The following is a 17,247-nucleotide window of genomic DNA, read 5'->3' as shown; positions in this document are numbered from 1 at the left end:
TTACCCGCCTCTGTGGGTAACGTCAGGAGGAGGTAGTCATGGCTCTCGCCAAGCTCGACGTCGTGGTGCTGGACTGTCCCGACCCCCGCGCGCTGGCCGGCTTCTACGCCGGTGTGCTCGGCGGCACGGTGGAGGGGGATTCCGGGAGCGAGTGGGTCGACCTGAAGGTGCCGGGCGGGCCGGCGCTCGCCTTCCAGAAGGCGCCCGGGTTCGTGCCGCCGCAGTGGCCCGCGGCGGACCACTCGCAGCAGTTCCACCTGGATTTGGTGGTGGACGACCTGGACACGGCCGAGAAGGGGGTGCTGGAACTGGGCGCCCGGCCGCTGGACGCGGAGGACCGGGAGCGGACGTTCCGTGTCTACGCCGACCCGGCTGGGCACCCGTTCTGCCTCTGTGCATGCTGACCTGCTCGGGAGGAGAAACCATGGCGTCCGTGGCCCGGCTCCGCAACGTCGTCCTCGACTGCCCCGATCCGCACGCGCTGGCCGCCTTCTACGCGGCGGTGGCCGGGGGGACACCGCAGCCGGAGGACGACGACTGGGTCGTCCTCCAGGTCCCGGACGGGCCGCGGCTGGCCTTCCAGCGGGCCGAGGGGCACACCCCGCCGGACTGGCCGCGCGCGGACCGCAACGGCCAGCAACTGCACCTGGACTTCGACGCGGGCCCGACCTGGGCGGACGTCGACACGGCCCACGAACGGGTCCTCGCGCTCGGCGCCCGCCCGCTGGACCTGGAGGACCGGGAGAAGAAGGACTTCCAGGTGTACGCCGACCCGGCCGGCCACCCGTTCTGCCTGTGCCGGATCGAGCGGTCGTGACACGCCCTCCGGCCGGGCCGGGCGGAGCGATGCACCCGTCCGGCCCCGAGGCAGCCCCGGCGGGTGGGGGGGCAGGAAGCCGTACCCCGACGTGCGGGACACCGCTCCTCGTCGTAGGACGGAAGCACACGGGACCCGGCCCGGGTCCCACCGCCTCCGAGGAGGAGCCGTGACCCAGTCCGGAATGATGCCTGCCCTGACCCAGCAGATGCAGGACTGCATCGACGCCTGCATGAACTGCCACAACATGTGCGAGGAGACCATGAGCTCCTGCATGCAGCAGGGCGGCCAGGCGCAGATGCAGGTCATGCGTGCGCTCATGGACTGCTCCGAGACGACCCGCATGTGCGCCGACATGATGATGCGGCGCTCTCCCATGGCCGGCGACATGTGCGCGGTCTGCGCGCGGGCCTGTGACATGTGTGCCGAGGCGTGTATGTCCATGCCGGACGACCAGCAGATGATGCGCTGCGCCGAGGCGTGTCGCCGCTGCGCGGAGACCTGCCGGGCGATGGCGGGCGCCAGCATGTGAGCCCACCGCGACACGGCCGAGGGGACCCCGCGGGGTGCCCTCGGCCCGGTGCGCGCGACGGTGTCAGTTGCCGGAGACGGTGACCTTCTCGTCCTTGTTCAGCTCGTCCACCAGCGTCTTCACCTTCGCCTTGTCCCAGACGAGGTTGCCGCCGGAGGAACCGGAGATCGGCATGTTCATCGACGTGCCGTCACCGCCGCTGACGCCCTTCATCGCCCAGAACATCGAGGCCAGGTCCCACAGCGACATGTCCTTGTCGACGATCAGCGAGTCCAGGCCCGCGCCCATGGTCGGGTAGAACTTGAACGGGTTCAGCACCGTCGACGGCGTGGCCACCTGGTGGGCCAGCGCGGCCAGGAACTTCTGCTGGTTCTTGGTGCGCTGCAGGTCGGACGCGGCGAACGCGTGCCGGGTACGGACGAAGGCGAGCGCCTGCTGGCCGTCCAGGGTCTGCTTGCCGGCCTTGAAGTCGGCGCCGGACCACTTGTCCTTGAAGCCCTTGTCGATGGTGATGTCGACGCCGCCGACCGCGTCCACGATGCTCGCGAAGCCCTGGAATCCGATCTCCACGTAGTGGTCGATGTGCAGCCCGGTGTTGGCCTCGATCGCGCGGACCAGCAGCGTCGGCCCGTCCTCGGCGTAGGTCGCGTTCAGCTTCGCGTGCCGGCCCTGCGCGGGGTAGGTCTTCCCGGACGTCGAGCCCTGGTACGACGGCACCACCACGTCCGAGTCACGCGGCAGCGAGATCAGCGTGTCGCCGTTGTCGCCGACGTGCAGGATCATCATCGAGTCCGTGCGCTTGCCCTCGGCACCGCCGGTGTGCAGCTTCTTCTCGTCCTCCTTGGACATGCCCTCACGGCTGTCCGAGCCGACGATCAGGTAGTTCGTGCCCTCGCCCGCCTCCGGCCGGTCGATGACCTTGGACAGGTCCACCTCCCGGCGCAGCTTGGAGTCGGCCCAGAAGTAGGTCGCGACCGAGGTGACGACCAGCAGGCTCGCCAGCGTGATCGCCGTCCACTTGATCCGGCGCCGCCAGTTCGGCGCGGGCCGCGGGGCCCGGGTGGGCGTACCCGCGGTACCGCCCGGGCCGCGGCCGCCGGCGCCGCCGTAGACCTGGCCCGTGTTGTAGCCGCTGTCGTAGTCGCCGTAGCCCGCGCCCTCCTCGTGCCCCTGGCCGTCGACGTACGACGGCTGCTGCGGCACACCGGCCGCGTACGGCGGCGTCGCCGGGCCGCGCCGCACCTGACGCATCACACGGGCACCCTCCGGCTGTGCGCCGGCACTGCCGCGTCCGTAGCGCGGGCCACGGTTGTCGTCGGACCATCCCTCGGGCCAGTCATTCATGCGCCCCAGTGTGCAGGGCGCCGATACGTGCTCGACAAGGGATGTCGGAAAATCAGGGCGCTGCTGTTGCGAACCCGACACAAATTCCGCGAATGCGCCGTCGGCATAGGGTGGAGGGCATGACAGACCAGGCCACGGACAGGGATCCGGAGGTGGAACCGGACATCCCGGGCAAGCCCACGTCCGCCTCGCGCACCACCCTCAGCCACATCATGACCCACAGCGACACCAACCTGCTGGGGACCGTGCACGGCGGAGTGATCATGAAACTCGTCGACGACGCGGCGGGCGCGGTGGCCGGCCGGCACTCCGGCGGTCCCGCCGTCACCGCCTCCATGGACGAGATGGTGTTCCTGGAGCCGGTCCGCGTCGGTGACCTGGTCCACGTCAAGGCGCAGGTGAACTGGACCGGCCGGACCTCCATGGAGATCGGCGTCCGGGTCCTCGCCGAGCGGTGGAACGAGTCCGCCCCGGCCACCCAGGTCGGCTCGGCCTACCTCGTCTTCGCGGCCGTCGACGCCGACGGCAAGCCGCGCCGCGTACCTCCGGTCGTACCGGAGACCGACCGCGACCGCCGCCGCTACCAGGAGGCCCAGATCCGCCGCACGCACCGCCTGGCCCGCCGCCGGGCGATCAGGGAACTGCGGGAGAAGCGGGCGGCGGAGGGATTCGAGGACTAGGAACCCGAGCGAGGACCGTGAGCGCCCGCAGCGAGGACCGTGAGCGTCAGCACACCACCTCGTTGCCCCGTACCACGCTGTCCTCCGGCTGCGCCGGATCCTCGAACCGCACCTTCCGTACGTTCTTGAAGTCCGCGCCCGCCGTCACCTTCAGCAGCGGACCCTGCCCCGGCACCGCCCGCAGCTCGCTGCCCGGCAGGGCCGACGCCAGGGAGCGGGCGGAGCGGTCCCAGCGGGGGTCGTAGAGGATCACCGTGCGCGGCACGTGGGTGGGCGCGGTCACCGGCCGGCGGGTCGTGGCGAAGCCGGTCGCCGCGAGCGCCGCGTCGACCCGCTTGGCCAGCCCGATCGTGCCGGTGCCGTTCGCCACCTGCACCCGGATCGTGTCCGGGGCCACCTCCACCGGCACCGGGGCACGCCCCGGGTCGCGGTGCGGCCGGTCCACGCTGAGCGGCTTGTCGTCGCGCAGCGACCGGAACAGCTGCTCCGCCTTGGCCGGGTCCCACTTCAGGGTCGAGCCGATGCCCTTGACCGGGAAGTTCATCTGCCCGATGGGGACGGTGGTGAACTCCGACGAGGACGGCGCGAAGTTCCGCATCGCCCGGCCGAGGTCGAGCAGCTCGTCGGTGCCGAAGCCCGCGTCGGCGCGGACCGAGCCGAGCACCGCCCGGGTCACGTCCCGGAACCGCATCGGGTTCAGCAGCACCCCGGAGGAGGTCGCCCTGTCGAGCAGCGCGGCCAGGAACCGCTGCTGCCGCTTCATCCGGCCCAGGTCGCTGGCGCCGTCGAGGTGCCGGGCGCGCACGTACTGGAGCGCCTGCCCGCCCCGCAGGGTGTAGGTGCCCGGAGCGAGGTCGAGCCCGGTGTACCTGTCCTTCAGCGGCGTCGGCGTGCACACCCGGACCCCGCCGAGCACGTCCACGGTCCGCATGAAGCTGGTGAAGTCGACCTCCAGGTAGTGGTCGATCTTCACGTGGGTCATGTTCTCGACCGTGCGGATGGTCAGCTGGGGGCCGCCCTCGGCGTAGGCCGCGTTGAGCCGGACCGGGTGCGGGCCGTGCCGCCGCCCCGAGTTCTGGTCGACGTGCGCGGGCATCTCGGCGTAGGAGTCGCGCGGCAGGCTCACCACCGTGGCCCGCTCCCGGTCCTCGGAGATGTGCACGATCATCATGGTGTCGGTGCAGTGACAGGGCTGCCCGCCCAGCCGGTAGGCGCGCCGGTCCTTCTCGCTGACCTTGTCGCGGCCGTCGGTGCCGACCAGCAGCAGGTTCATGCCGTGGCCGGCCTGGGGCCGGTTCTTCATGTCCTTGAAGGCGTCGATGCGGGCGATGCCCGCGTCCAGGCTGGTGACGACCGCGTGCCCGATCCCGGCGGAGGCGAGCACCACCACCGACAGCGTGGTGACCGCCCGCATGGCCCAGCGCGGCCGCCGCGGCGGCCGGACGGACCGCACCGGCCGCTCGGACTGGTGCGGCACCCGGCGGGGCGGCTGCGGGCGGCGCCGCTGCCTGGGGGCGCCTGCCGCGCTCGTGCCAGTGGGGGAGGGGGACCGGGGCGGACTGGGCAAGGAGGACACCTCCGGACGAGGCCGTACGTGGGATCCGTGAGCACAGTAGGCCGATACGATCTCCAGCCCGCGCCGCAGGCCCGGCGGCGCGCATCCGTGTCCCCCGTTCGCGGTAACGTGAGGCCCCTATGAACGCCAAGCCCGACGTGCGGCTCCCCGCCGTGTCAGTGATCATGCCCGTCCTCAACGAGGAGCGGCATCTGCGCGGGGCCGTCGAAGCGATCCTCGCGCAGGAGTACGCCGGCGAGATGGAGGTCGTGATCGCCCTCGGTCCGTCCACGGACCGCACGGACGAGATCGCGGCCCAGCTCGTGGCGGAAGACGCGCGCGTGCACACCGTCCCGAACCCCACCGGCCGCACCCCGGCCGCGCTGAACGCGGCGATCAAGGCGTCCCGGCACCCGATCGTGGTCCGGGTCGACGGCCACGGCATGCTCTCGCCGAACTACATCGCGACCGCCGTACGCCTCCTGGAGGAGACCGGCGCCCAGAACGTCGGCGGCATCATGCACGCCGAGGGCGAGAACGACTGGGAGCACGCGGTCGCCGCCGCGATGACCTCGAAGATAGGCGTCGGCAACGCGGCCTTCCACACCGGCGGCCAGGCCGGCCCCGCCGAGACCGTCTACCTGGGCGTCTTCCGCCGGGAGGCGCTGGAGCAGCAGGGCGGCTACAACGAGGAGTTCATCCGCGCCCAGGACTGGGAGCTGAACTTCCGCATCCGCGAGGCGGGCGGGCTGATCTGGTTCTCGCCCGAGCTGAGGGTGTCGTACCGGCCGCGGCCGTCGGTGCGGGCGCTCGCCAAGCAGTACAAGGACTACGGCCGCTGGCGGCACGTCGTCGCCCGCTACCACTCCGGCTCCATCAACCTGCGCTACCTCGCCCCGCCGACGGCGGTGTGCGCGATAGCGGCCGGCCTGGTCGTCGGCGCGGCGCTGACCCCGTGGGGGCTCGTGATCCCGGGCGGCTACCTGGCCGCGATCGTCGCGGGCTCCGTCCCGGCCGGCAAGGGGCTGCCCCTGAAGGCCCGGCTGCAGATCCCGGTGGCCCTCGCCACCATGCACATGGCCTGGGGCTGGGGCTTCCTGACCAGCCCGAAGTCCCTGGCGAGGAAGGTCATCGCCTCCCGGCGGCCCGCGGTCCTCGACACCGTCTGACGGAAACCCGAGGCCGGAGGCCGAAGCCACGAAGGGCCCCTTCCCCCGCCGGGGGAGGGGCCCTTCCGCGTGTGCCGGTCCGTCAGTGCCACTGGTAGGGCTTGTACACGTCCATGCAGTCCGCCTTGTCCGAGGCGTTGACGGCGTCGGTGCCCTCGGGCAGGTCGCCCGCCTTCGGCTTGGACTCCTTGGGATAGGCGCCGCCCGTGCGCCAGTCCGCGCCGACGACGACCGTGACCCCCGACACGTCCGTCGACTTCTGCACCTGGCCCATCGGGATGCCCAGCGCCTTCGCGACGGCCTGCGCGTCACCCTCCAGGTCCGCGCTCGGGTACCGCACCACCGTCTTGTCCTCGGAGAGGCTCCCCGAGGCGTCGGCCTGCGCCCGGGCGTAGCCCATGCGCACCAGCTCCTGGCCGATCGCCGACGCCCGCTGCCGCACCGGTGCCTCGGTGGAGGTGCGGGTGGCGTTCTGCACCAGCACCCCGAGCCGGGCCGCGTCGAGCGAGGGCTTCTTCGCCGGCTTGTCCTTGCCCGCGTCCTTCTTCCCGTCGGACTTCCCGCCGTTCTTGTCGAACGGCACGTCGTCCTGGAGCATCTGCCACACCCGGTCGGCCTTGGCCTTGTCCGGTACGACGTGGTTGTCCGGGTCGTTCGGGTCCGGGACGTTGGGCATCGTCAGACTCGTCACACGGTCCGTCGGCACGGACTTCATCTCCATGCCCAGGTCGTACAGCTTCTTGACCGTGCCGATCTCCTCGGAGACCTTCAGGGACTTGGTGGCCGCCTCGGCCAGGTCCGTCAGCCGGCCGGTGTCGGTGAACACGCTCTGCTTCTTCAGCGTGCGGATCATCGAGTTCAGGTACATGTGCTGGGCGCGGGCCCGCATCAGGTCGCTGCCCCAGGCGTGCCGGGTGCGCAGCCACTGCAGGGCCTGCTCGCCCTTGACCTTGTGCGATCCCCTCGTCAGCTTCAGGCCGGAGCCGCCGCGCTGGCTGGGGGTCGAGTGGTCCCAGACGTTCTGGTTCACGCACACCTCGACACCGCCGATGGCGTCCGCCATCCGCACCACACCCGCGAAGTCGATCGTCATCCAGTGGTCGATGTAGACCCCGGTGAGGTCCTCCCAGGTGAGCAGCGTGCAGCCGGCCCCGCCGCGGGCCAGGGTGACGTTGATGATGTCGGTCGTCTCGGGGTAGACCTTGCCGCTCTGGGGGTCCTTGCACTCCGGGATGTGCACCCGGGTGTCCCGCGGGATGCTGACCATGGAGGCGCTCTTGCGGTCCGCCGAGAGGTGGATGAGCATCTGCACGTCCCCGAGCGGCGGGTCGCCGACGTGGTCCCTGCTGCCGCCGAGCTTCAGGTTCTCCTTGGAGTTCCGGCTGTCGGAGCCGATCAGCAGGATGTTGAGCGGGGTCTGGCCGGCCGCGTTGGGCGCCGTGCGGTGGGCCTTGGAGTCGTCGCCGTTGGCGCGCTTGCCCTTCTGGATGTTGCTGTTGAGATGCTGGTAGTACAGGTATCCGGCGCCGGCGGTGCCGAGTATCACCACCGCGAGCACGGTCGCCGACCAGCGCAGTACGCGCCGTCTGCGCCGGCGTCTGTCGACTTTGGGACCGCCGGCCCGCCGCCCGCCCCCGCCGCCGCGCTCGCGGCGTCCGGAACGCGCCGGCGCGTCCGTGGTCTTCGGCGTGAGCGACATCGTGTCCTCGACCGCCGGAGCCTTCCCGCGCACCTCGCTCTGCGCCAACTCCCTGCCCTCCCCACCCTTGCGCCAAGCAACGGGCCCGTCCCGCGTCGGGTTAGACGCACGACGGGCCCCTTGGGTTACCTACGAGGCGCACTTCACCTTGTCTGCCGTGGACTTGTCGACGTCCGGAGCCTTCGTCGACGGAGTGAGGGAGACCCCCGCACCCTTGAAGTCCTTGCCCAGGGTCAGCGTCATCGCCGGCAGCCCCTGGGAGTTGGTCACGCTCTTGCCCGGCTTCAGCGCGGCCCCGGACAGGCCCATGATCGCGGCCAGCCGGCGGGCCTGGGCCGCCTGGTCGGGCGCGTACTCCAGGGTGGTCCTGCTCGACGGTGCGGGTGCGTTGCCGTCGTTCTCCGACTTGGTCACGCCCTCGTCGTTCTGCAGCCAGCTCAGCACCGCCTGCGCGCTCCCGGCCGCGGCCCCGCCGTTGAGGATGCGCACCCGCACCTCGGAGGCGGGCGCCTTGGTGCCCTTGAGCCGGGCGGCCTGGGCGTTCTTCTCCGCCTTCTGCTTCTTCTTCACGTCGCTGAAGGAGACGTCGTTCCTGATGGCGTCGAACACCGCCGGGGCCTTCGACTCGTTGAGGACGACCGTGCTGTGGACCTTCTCCGCCGGGTTGTCCACCACCGGCACCGTGGTGAAGGTGAGGTTCTTCGGGTTGAGCTTGCCCAGCTCCAGACCCAGGTCCTTCAGCTTGCCGATGCTGTCCAGCTTGTCGTCCACGGTGAGCGCCTTGGTGCCCGCTTCCGCCAGCTTCACCATCTTCGTGGGGCTGCTGAGGGTGTCGTTCCCCTTCAGCTTGCGCATCAGCGCGCTCAGGAACTGCTGCTGGAGCCCGATCCGGCTCAGGTCGCCGCCGAAGCCGACGGAGTGCCGGGTGCGCACGAACGCCAGTGCCTGCTCACCGGAGATGTTGTGCGTGCCCTCGGACAGCTTCAGGTGCGAGTCCTTGTCGTCGATGTCCTTGGCCAGGCAGACCTCGACCCCGCCGACCGCCTCGGTCAGCGTCTTGACCGCGTTGAAGTCGGCCACCATGAAGTCGTCCGGCTTGATCCCGGTCAGCTCGGTCACCGTGCGCATGGTGCAGCTCGGCGTACGGTCGTCCTGTCCGAGGCTGGTGTTGAAGCGGGCGCGCTCGGAGCCGGGGATGACCTTCTGGCTGCCGTCCTCCTGCCGGGTCGGGCAGTCCGGGACGTTCACGATCAAATCGCGCGGGATGCTGAGCGCGGTCGCGTTGGACCGGTCCTTGGAGACGTGCAGCAGGATCGTGGTGTCGGCGTGGCCGACGCTGCCCGAGTCGCCGTAGCCCTCGTTGCCCTTGCCGGTGCGCTTGTCCGTGCCGATCAGCAGGATGTTGATCGCCTCGTCCTTGCGGAAGCCGCCGGTGCCGGCGCCGTCGTCGGACACGGACGTGATGTTGTCGTTCAGGTGCTTGATGTAGAGGTAGCCGGCGGCCGTCACGGCGACCAGGACGAAGGCCATGGAGCCGCCGGTCCACAGCAGTATCTTCTTCGCCGTCGACTTCTTCTTCACCGGCCGCCGGGACGCGCGCCGCCCCTGCGGTGCCTCCGGCTCGGCAGGGCGGCGGCGGGCCGCGCGCGGGGCCGGCACCTCGGCGCCGCGCCCACGGGACGGCTGCCGGGCCTCCCCGGCAGGCCGCCGCGCACGCCCGCCCGGCGCACCACCGTCCCGGGAGGACGGTCTGCGCGGTCCGGGCACCGGCGACTGCGCTGCGGAAGGGCTCAGTCGCAATTCGTATTCGCCGGTGTTCGGATTGAGCACCCACTGGTCTGCGGGATCGATGTTGTCCGCCCGCCCACGGCCTTGCGCGTCCACGGTTGTCCGAATCCTCCGTCGGGGCCACGCGGCGCCTTCCCCCTACAAGGCGCTCGGGTCTCGGTGAATCGGTGCACGGCCCCGACAAAGCCCGTCGGACCTCGCGGCCAGGTGCACCGGATCGCTCACACTATCCGCCCAGTTCAGCGTCGGGCGACGCCGGTGACAAATTCCACCTGCCTACAACCGGGCAATTCCCCTCATTTTCTGAACGTAAGTTCTCCCTTTGCGCCGCGCGGCTACGTACACGTCTGTTCGGCGGCGGTGTTCCCGCGGAACGTCGGCGCGGGCGAGGGGCCGTCCGGACCGCCCGAGCCTGTGTCGGCGCCCGGAACTTTCTGTGAATTCTCCTGGCTCACCACCACCGGCTGGTCGTTCCGCAGCCGCGCGAACAGCTTCTCCGCCTCCGGCTCCACGAGCTGGTCACGGTTGGAGTCGTAGACGTACGACTCCCTCGGCACGGTCAGGAACTGGGTCCGTTCGGTGGGGATGTCGCGCAGCCCGCGCACCAACTGGTACAAGCCGCGCAGACTGGCGATCTCGGGGTCGGTGGTCAGCGCGGAGGTCGCCGCGTCCAGCACCGGGTACAGCTTCACCGGGTTCAGCAGGACGTCGTCGCTCTGCACCTTGTTGACGAGCGCGCCGAGGAAGCGCTGCTGCCGTTCCATCCGCTCGGTGTCGCTGCCGTCGCCGAGCGTCTTGCGGGCCCGTACGAACCCGAGCGCCTGCTCCCCGTCGAGCGTGACCTTCCCCGCGGGCAGCCGCAGCTTCGCCGCCTTGTCGTCGATGGGCTCCTTCAGGCACACCTCGACGCCGTCGACGGCGTCCACCATCTCCTCGAACCCGTGGAAGTCCACGACCATGTGATGGTCGACGCGGATCCCGGTCAGCTTCTCGACGGTCCGGATCGTGCACGCCGAACCGCCCACCTGGAAGGCGTGGTTGAACATCGCGAACACCGGGTCGCTGCGTCTGCCGTCCGCCTGCCGGCAGTCCGGGATGTCCACCATCAGGTCGCGGGGCAGCGAGACGGCGGTGGCGCTGCGCCGGTCGGCGGCCAGGTGCAGCAGGATCGTGGTGTCCGACCGCTCGCTGCCGAGGTCCCTGCCGTACTTGGCGTTGCCGTCCCCGGCCCGGGTGTCGGACCCGATCAGCAGGATGTTCTGCGCGTCCTTCACCAGCGCGGTGGGCCGCTCCCGCTCGTACCGGGCGAGTTCGGCGGCGGCCGCGGCGTCCGCGGTGATGTTGCCGCTGAGCTTGGCGTACACGGCCCAGCCGGCCCCCGCGGCCGCGACGAGGAGTACGGCCGCCCCCAGCGCGCCGCCGCGCAGCCAGTGCCGCCGGCGACGCCGTGCCAGCCCGTCGCCGGTGGCGGAGGCCCCCGCTCCCGGACCGGGACCGAGGGGCCTGCCTGCGGTGTCGGTCACGGTGGGGCCATCCCCTCATGGCGTACGAACGTCGCGTCCTGCACTTACGACGATGGCGGGGGAGGGGGGCCGGGAGCGCCCTTTGTTACTCCGAACGGGGGACAGGTGCCCGTGCCGTCGGGCTTACCGTCGTACCGCCGTCACCCGCTCGCTCTCGATCCGCCGCGCGAGGCCGTCCTCGTCCAGCCGGTCCAGGTTCCGGCACAGCACCACGGAGCCCCCTGCGGCCAGCGGCGAGAACAGCCCCGCGCTCAGCCCCTCCCAGGTGTCGTACGGCAGTCCGGACAGCAGCCTCGACCCGGGCCCCGTCAGGTCCAGCGAAGCCGCCTGCGCGGAGGCCCGCTCCACGACCTCCGCCCCGCTGAACTCCCGCCCCGCGACGATCAGCGCCGGCTCCTCCGGGTCCACCGGGGCGAACGGGGCGAACCGGTCGCCCTGCCCCGGTACTTCCACGGCGTAGTCGAGGAAGCCCTCCGGCGCCTGCGGGAACCGGCCGCCCAGCGGCCGCAGCGCCAGAGCAACCCGCTCGCCCCGGCAGGCGCGCGCGGCGTCCAGCGCGTCCGGCCCGCTCACCACGACGTCGGCCGCCGCGGGGTCCCCGGCGACGTCCGCGACCGCGCCCACCGAGGAGCAGGCCAGCAGCCACACCGCCGTCTGCCAGTGCGCGGGCAGCAGCAGCGCGACCCGGTCGCCGGGTCCGGCGGAGAGGTCGCCCTGGAGCAGGTTCGCGGTCTTGGCCACCCAATTGCCGAAGGTGGCCACGGACAGTTCGACGCGTTCGCCCGTGGCGTCGTCGTAGAAGGTCACCAGCGGGCGGCCGGGGTCCGCGGCGAGCGCGGAAGTCAGCAGGTCGGCGGGGGTGCGATCGGTGGCGTTCACCCGGCACAGGGTACGCGCGGGCGGTCGGGCGCGGCGGGTGGCGGTGCCACCGGTTCGGCGGAACGGTTCCCGACACACCGTCAGTTCCTTGATGGACATGTATGTATGACTATGTCCAAGATCTGGCACATGCGCGGATTCCTTACTTCCTGTCCCGGCGTCCCCCCGCTCACCGCCCGCTCGATCGGCGTCGCCTTCGCCACGGCCCTCGCCCTCGCCCCGGCAGGGCCCGCCGCCGCTGCTCCGGCCGGGTTCGCCGCCGCCGGTACGCCGGCCCGCCTGACCGCCGCCGCTGCTGCGGCCCGCCTGACCGCCGCCGCCACGCCGGTCAGGTCCGGGATCGCCGGGAGCACCCGGTCACTGCCGCTCGCCCCCGTCTCCCGGGAGCGCGCGCTCGGCGCGGCCCCGGAACAGGGCCTGCGCCGCACCGGCCTCGCGCGGTTCGCGCTGGTCGGCGTGGTCTGGGACGACCCGGCCGCGGAGCTGCACGGCCGGGTGCGGGTGCGCACCCGGTCCGCGGCGACGGGGGAGTGGTCCGGCTGGCAGGACGTCGAGACGCACCACGCCGACCACGGCGCCGACACGGGCACGGCGGAACGCTCCTCCGGGCGGGTGCGCGGGGGGACCGCGCCGCTGTGGGTGGGCGACTCGGACGGCGTGGACGTACGGGTGCGCGCGGCCGGCGCCGGAAGGACGCGGGGGGCGCGCGCGGGAGGGCTGCGGTCCGCGCTGCCGTCGGGAATGCGGCTGGAGCTGGTGGATCCCGGGAAGGACACGGGGAAGACCGCGGTGACGGCGGGGACGGGGCGGACCGCGGCTGTGAAGAGGGTGCCGCAGACGGACGAGGCGGGGCAGGCGGTGCGGGACACCGGGGAGGCGGCGCCAGGGAAGCTGCCGGCCGACGACCCGCCCCACACCGACCTGGACACCGAGGCCGCACTCGCCGCCTCGGCCGCCAACGCCGACATCACCGACTTCGGCTCCTACGCGATCCCCGAACTGGACCGGCAGGCCACCGAACGCGAGCTGGCCCGGCTCCAGGTCCCCGGGGTCCAGGACCCCGCGCGGGCCAAGCCGTACGTCGGACCGCGGCCGCGGATCGTCACGCGCCGCGGCTGGGGCGCGGACGAGTCACTGCGCGAGCACGGGTTCGTCTACACGAAGACGATCAAGGCCGCCTTCGTCCACCACACCGCCACGGGCAACACGTACACCTGCGCCCAGGCCCCGTCCGTCATCCGCAGTATCTACCGCTACCACGTCAAGAGCATGGGCTGGCGGGACATCGGCTACAACTTCCTCGTGGACAAGTGCGGGGCCATCTACGAGGGCCGGGCCGGGGGCGTCGCCAAGGCGGTGCTGGGCGCGCACACCCTCGGGTTCAACACGAACAGCATGGGCATCGCCGTGATCGGCACGTACACCACGACCAAGCCGGCGGCCGCCGCGGTGACGGCCGTGGCCCGGCTCACCGCGTGGAAGCTCGGGCTCTACGGGGTCGATCCCCGCGCGAAGACATATCTCACGTCGGGCGGTGGCAACCTCTACCCCAAGGGGAAGAGCGTACGACTGAACGTGATCTCCGGTCATCGGGACGGGTACGCCACCGAATGCCCCGGAAAGCAGCTCTACGCCAGGCTCGGCAGCGCCCGTTCCAGCGCGGCGACGTACCAGGGGCGCTGAGGCCGGGGCCCGCCGCCGGAGGGACGCGTGCGGCGGCTCGGGGGAAAACGCGCGTCGATCTCGCGGGACACCGCGCGGCCGTCGAGGGCGTCGTCGCCCGGTCTGCATACACTGACCGGCCGAAAAGAGTGCGACGAACAGCTCGGCCGGTCCCGGCAGGAAGCAGAGACGACAGGTGACAGAAGCGATCCTCCTGGTCGGCGGCAAAGGCACCCGGCTGCGACCGCTCACGGTGCACACGCCGAAGCCGATGGTCCCGGCCGCCGGGGTGCCGTTCCTCACGCACCAGCTGGCGCGGGCACGGGCGGCGGGCGTCGACCACATCGTCCTCGCGACCAGCTATCTGGCCGAGGTCTTCGAGCCGTACTTCGGAGACGGCTCCCGGCTGGGCCTGCACATCGAGTACGTGACGGAGGAGGAGCCCCTCGGCACGGGCGGGGCGATCCGCAACGTCGCCTCCCGGCTGCACTCCGGTCCCGACGACCCGGTGCTGATCTTCAACGGCGACATCCTGACGGGGCTGGACATCGGGGCCCTGGTGGACACCCACGAGTCGACGGGCGCCGACGTCTCGCTCCACCTGACGAAGGTGACGGACCCGCGCGCCTACGGCCTCGTCCCCACCGACGAGACCGGCCGGGTCCTCGCCTTCCTGGAGAAGCCGCAGACGCCGGAGGAGATCGTCACCGACCAGATCAACGCGGGCGCGTACGTCTTCAGACGCTCGCTGATCGACATGATCCCGGCCGGCCGTCCCGTCTCCGTGGAACGCGAGACCTTCCCCGGTCTGCTGGCCGCCGGCGCGCACCTGCAGGGCATGGTCGACTCCACCTACTGGCTGGACCTCGGCACCCCGGCCGCCTTCGTCCGCGGCTCGGCCGACCTGGTCCTCGGCCGGGCGCCGTCCCCGGCGGTACCGGGCCGCTGCGGCGACCGCCTCGTCCTTCCCTCGGCCACGGTGGCGCCGGACGCCAAGCTGACGGGCGGCACGGTGGTGGGAGAGGGCGCGTCCGTGGCGGAGGGCGCGCGGATCTACGGCTCCACCATCCTCCCCGGCGCCGTCATCGGACCCGGCGCCGTCATCACCGACTCCCTCATCGGCAGCCGGGCCCGCGTCGGCGAACGCTCCGTCCTCACCGGCACGGTCATCGGCGACGGCGCGATCGTGGGCGCCGACAACGAACTCCTCCAGGGAGCCCGCGTCTGGTGCGACGTCCGCATCCCGGCGGGAGCGGTGCGCTTCTCCTCCGACCAGTAGCCCACACCCGGGACCCTCACCGGGCCCCTCACCCCGGGCCGCTCACCCCGGGCCCGTCACCCCGGGCCCGTCACCCCGGGCTCGTCACCCCGGGCTCGTCACCCCGGGCTCGTCACCCCGGGCTCGTCACCCCGGGCTCGTCACCCCGGGCGCCCTTCCTGGGACGGTCCTTCCCGGACGCCCTCATGGGACTGCCCACTCCGGACGTCCTTTCTGGGGCGCCCCCGGGGGCTCCCCTCCCCGGGACTGCCTACCTCGGACGTCCTTCCTGGGACGCCCCCGGGGCGCCCCTCCTTGGGACTGCCTACCCCGGACGCCCCTCCCTGGGACGCTCCTCCCGGGACGTCCTCCTTGGTACGCCCCCGGGGCGCCCCTCCCCGGGACTGCTCACCCGGGACGTCCCACCCCGAACGCCCTTCCTGGGGCGCCCCTTGCCGGAGGCTCCTCCCTGGGACGCTCCTCCCCGGACGTCCTCCATAGGACGCCCCCGGGGCGCTCCTCCCCGGGACTGCTCACCCGGGAAGCCCCACTCCGGACGCCCTTCCTGGGACGTCCCACCCCGAACGCCCTTCCTGGGGCGCCCCTCCCCGGACGCCCCTCCCTGGGACGCCCCACCCCGGAAGTCCTCCAGGGGACTCCCCTCCCCGGGACTGCCTACCCCGGACGTCCTCCCCGGGACGCCCTCCCCGGATCTGCGCGCCCCGGGCACCCCATCCCAGGGGTCCCCCCGGGTGGCTTGGCCCCGATCTCCCGTCGTCCCGTCCGCCATGCGGGGCCCGTCAGCGGTCCCCGGGCCCGTCGAGGGGCGCTCACGCCGCTCGCGCGGTTCCCCCGCCCCTGCCGGGGCGCCGCAGTGCGCCGGCTGCGCGGCACCCGCCGTCGCCCCGGGCAGTCGTGGCGCCGGGGCGGCACGGGTGGGCGCGGGTGGGCGCGGCGGCACCCCGTCGGCGCGGGCGAGCGGTCCGACCCCCGCCCGGCGGGGACACCCCGCACTCGTCAGTACCGGTGAGCGGACCCCACCCAGCCCCGCGCGGCACCCCTCACACGGGCAGTACCGGTGGGCGAACCCTGCCCCAGCCCCGTGCGGTACCCCGCACACGGGCAGTACCGGTGAGCGAACCTCACCCAGCCCCGTGCGGCACCCCGCACACGGGCAGCACCGGTGAGCGAACCCCACCCAGCCCCGTGCGGCGCCCCGCGCCTCACAGCAAGCCGATGTCCACCCGTCGCATCTTCGGCGCCCGCCGCCCCGGCACGGACCCGCTCAGCAGGATCAGCCGAGCCGCCCGATGCCGCTGCCCGGCATACGGCTCCAGCAGCCGCAGCATCTCCGCATCGTCGGCATCCCGGTCCCCCGCCAGCGCCCACCCCACGATCCCCGGCAGATGCAGGTCCCCGACGGTCACCGCGTCCGCCGCCCCATGACTGCGCTGCACCACTTCCGCCGACGTCCACGGCCCCACGCCCGGTACGACTTCCAGCCGCGCCCGAGCCTCGGCCGCCGGCATCCCCACCGACTGCTCCAGCCGCGCGGCGACCCGCACGGCCCGCAGAACGGTCGACGCCCGCTTGTCGTCCACCCCGGCCCGATGCCACTCCCAGGACGGGATCAGCGCCCAGGTCCGCACCGCCGGCATCACCCACATCGCCCGCTCGCCCAGCCCCGCGGGCCCCGGCGCCGGCTCCCCGAACCGCCGTACGAGCCGCCGCCACGCCCGGTACGCCTCGTCGGTGGTGACCTTCTGCTCCAGCACGGACGGAATGAGCGACTCCAGCACCAGCCCGGTCCGGGTCAGCCTCAGCCCCGGCCGCCGGTGCCGCGCCAGCGCCACCACCCGGTGCCGCGGCACGAAGGCCTCGGGCTCGTCGGCGGCACCGAGCAGCTCCGGCAATTGCTCCAGCAGCCACTCCGCCCCCGGTCCCCACGCCTCACCGAGCACCTCACCGCCGTAGGCCCGCACCCGCAGCGTCCCCGGGCCGGCGGGCGTACGGCAGGCCCGCCACACGGACCCGTCCGCCGTGGCCCGGAACGTCGGGTCGCCCGGCCCGCGCCGCAGCGGGCCGAGGGTCAGCCCGAGGTCCAGCGGCCCGTCCGGTACCCACCGCCGCACCCGCGCGGGCGCCGAGGCCTGCCGCGGTATCCCGCCGGCGGCCCCCGCCGGCACGGCGACATGCCCGCCGCGCACGGTCGTACGCGTGGGGCGCTGGGGGAATCGACCTGCCACGAATGAGTCCTACGGGGAATGAGTCCGGTGCGAACGAGTCCCACGGTGAACGAGTCCTGCGCAGGACGCGTCCTCCGGGAGAACGCGTCCTCCGC

General features: G+C 72.5%; 14 protein-coding genes. 7 read left to right on the top strand and 7 right to left on the bottom strand.

The window, feature by feature from the left end:
• Positions 1-38: 38 nt before the first annotated feature.
• From ACZ4VF_RS22465 to ACZ4VF_RS22455, 3 genes are all read left to right on the top strand, one after another.
• The gene (locus ACZ4VF_RS22465) at positions 39-404 is read left to right on the top strand and encodes a VOC family protein (protein ID WP_467928049.1); all 366 of its coding nucleotides are present in this window, start codon (positions 39-41) and stop codon (positions 402-404) included.
• Between the two features lie 20 nt (positions 405-424).
• Complete coding sequence (locus tag ACZ4VF_RS22460; protein ID WP_467928048.1) at positions 425-817, top strand: VOC family protein; 393 nt, start codon at positions 425-427, stop codon at positions 815-817.
• A 184-nt stretch (positions 818-1,001) separates the two neighbouring features.
• A complete protein-coding gene (locus tag ACZ4VF_RS22455; RefSeq protein WP_388320293.1) occupies positions 1,002-1,349 on the top strand; it encodes a four-helix bundle copper-binding protein in 348 nt (115 codons plus the stop codon).
• Between the two features lie 63 nt (positions 1,350-1,412).
• On the opposite strand, the gene ACZ4VF_RS22450 is transcribed toward ACZ4VF_RS22455, so the two are convergent.
• Entirely contained in the window at positions 1,413-2,693 is a 1,281-nt protein-coding gene (locus tag ACZ4VF_RS22450) for an LCP family protein (RefSeq protein ID WP_467928047.1), read from the bottom strand.
• Positions 2,694-2,812: 119 nt separating this feature from the next.
• Here ACZ4VF_RS22450 and ACZ4VF_RS22445 point away from each other — a divergent pair, with 119 nt between their 5' ends.
• Positions 2,813-3,373 (top strand): acyl-CoA thioesterase, encoded by a 561-nt coding sequence (locus tag ACZ4VF_RS22445; RefSeq protein WP_467928046.1) that lies wholly within the window; start codon positions 2,813-2,815, stop codon positions 3,371-3,373.
• A 46-nt stretch (positions 3,374-3,419) separates the two neighbouring features.
• Here the strand turns inward: ACZ4VF_RS22445 and ACZ4VF_RS22440 are convergent, their stop codons facing one another.
• Positions 3,420-4,940 carry an LCP family protein gene (locus ACZ4VF_RS22440; RefSeq protein ID WP_467928044.1) on the bottom strand — a complete coding sequence of 507 codons (1,521 nt, stop codon included), beginning with the start codon at positions 4,938-4,940 and terminating at the stop codon, positions 3,420-3,422.
• A gap of 128 nt (positions 4,941-5,068) precedes the next feature.
• Here ACZ4VF_RS22440 and ACZ4VF_RS22435 point away from each other — a divergent pair, with 128 nt between their 5' ends.
• A complete protein-coding gene (locus tag ACZ4VF_RS22435; RefSeq protein ID WP_467928043.1) occupies positions 5,069-6,097 on the top strand; it encodes a glycosyltransferase family 2 protein in 1,029 nt (342 codons plus the stop codon).
• 82 nt (positions 6,098-6,179) lie between these two features.
• On the opposite strand, the gene ACZ4VF_RS22430 is transcribed toward ACZ4VF_RS22435, so the two are convergent.
• From ACZ4VF_RS22430 to ACZ4VF_RS22415, 4 genes are all read right to left on the bottom strand, one after another.
• Positions 6,180-7,844 carry an LCP family protein gene (locus ACZ4VF_RS22430; protein ID WP_467928042.1) on the bottom strand — a complete coding sequence of 555 codons (1,665 nt, stop codon included), beginning with the start codon at positions 7,842-7,844 and terminating at the stop codon, positions 6,180-6,182.
• Positions 7,845-7,925: 81 nt separating this feature from the next.
• On the bottom strand, positions 7,926-9,680 hold the full coding sequence (locus ACZ4VF_RS22425) for an LCP family protein (protein WP_467928041.1): 1,755 nt from the start codon (positions 9,678-9,680) through the stop codon (positions 7,926-7,928).
• Positions 9,681-9,919: 239 nt separating this feature from the next.
• On the bottom strand, positions 9,920-11,107 hold the full coding sequence (locus ACZ4VF_RS22420) for an LCP family protein (RefSeq protein WP_467928039.1): 1,188 nt from the start codon (positions 11,105-11,107) through the stop codon (positions 9,920-9,922).
• A gap of 123 nt (positions 11,108-11,230) precedes the next feature.
• A complete protein-coding gene (locus tag ACZ4VF_RS22415; RefSeq protein ID WP_467928038.1) occupies positions 11,231-11,986 on the bottom strand; it encodes a TIGR03089 family protein in 756 nt (251 codons plus the stop codon).
• A 111-nt stretch (positions 11,987-12,097) separates the two neighbouring features.
• On the opposite strand from ACZ4VF_RS22415, the gene ACZ4VF_RS22410 reads away from it, so the two are divergent.
• Positions 12,098-13,669 (top strand): peptidoglycan recognition protein family protein, encoded by a 1,572-nt coding sequence (locus ACZ4VF_RS22410; protein ID WP_467928621.1) that lies wholly within the window; start codon positions 12,098-12,100, stop codon positions 13,667-13,669.
• A 175-nt stretch (positions 13,670-13,844) separates the two neighbouring features.
• Entirely contained in the window at positions 13,845-14,927 is a 1,083-nt protein-coding gene (gene manB / locus ACZ4VF_RS22405) for a mannose-1-phosphate guanylyltransferase (protein WP_467928037.1), read from the top strand.
• Between the two features lie 1,202 nt (positions 14,928-16,129).
• Here manB and ACZ4VF_RS22400 read toward each other — a convergent pair.
• Positions 16,130-17,152, bottom strand: a complete 1,023-nt coding sequence (locus ACZ4VF_RS22400; protein ID WP_467928035.1) for a DNA-3-methyladenine glycosylase family protein — start codon at positions 17,150-17,152, stop codon at positions 16,130-16,132.
• Positions 17,153-17,247: the final 95 nt, after the last annotated feature.

The organism is Streptomyces sp. NPDC029151, assembly GCF_055564315.1.
The sequence above is the reverse complement of the archived record's forward strand: the minus strand, read 5'-3'. Positions and strand labels throughout refer to the sequence as shown.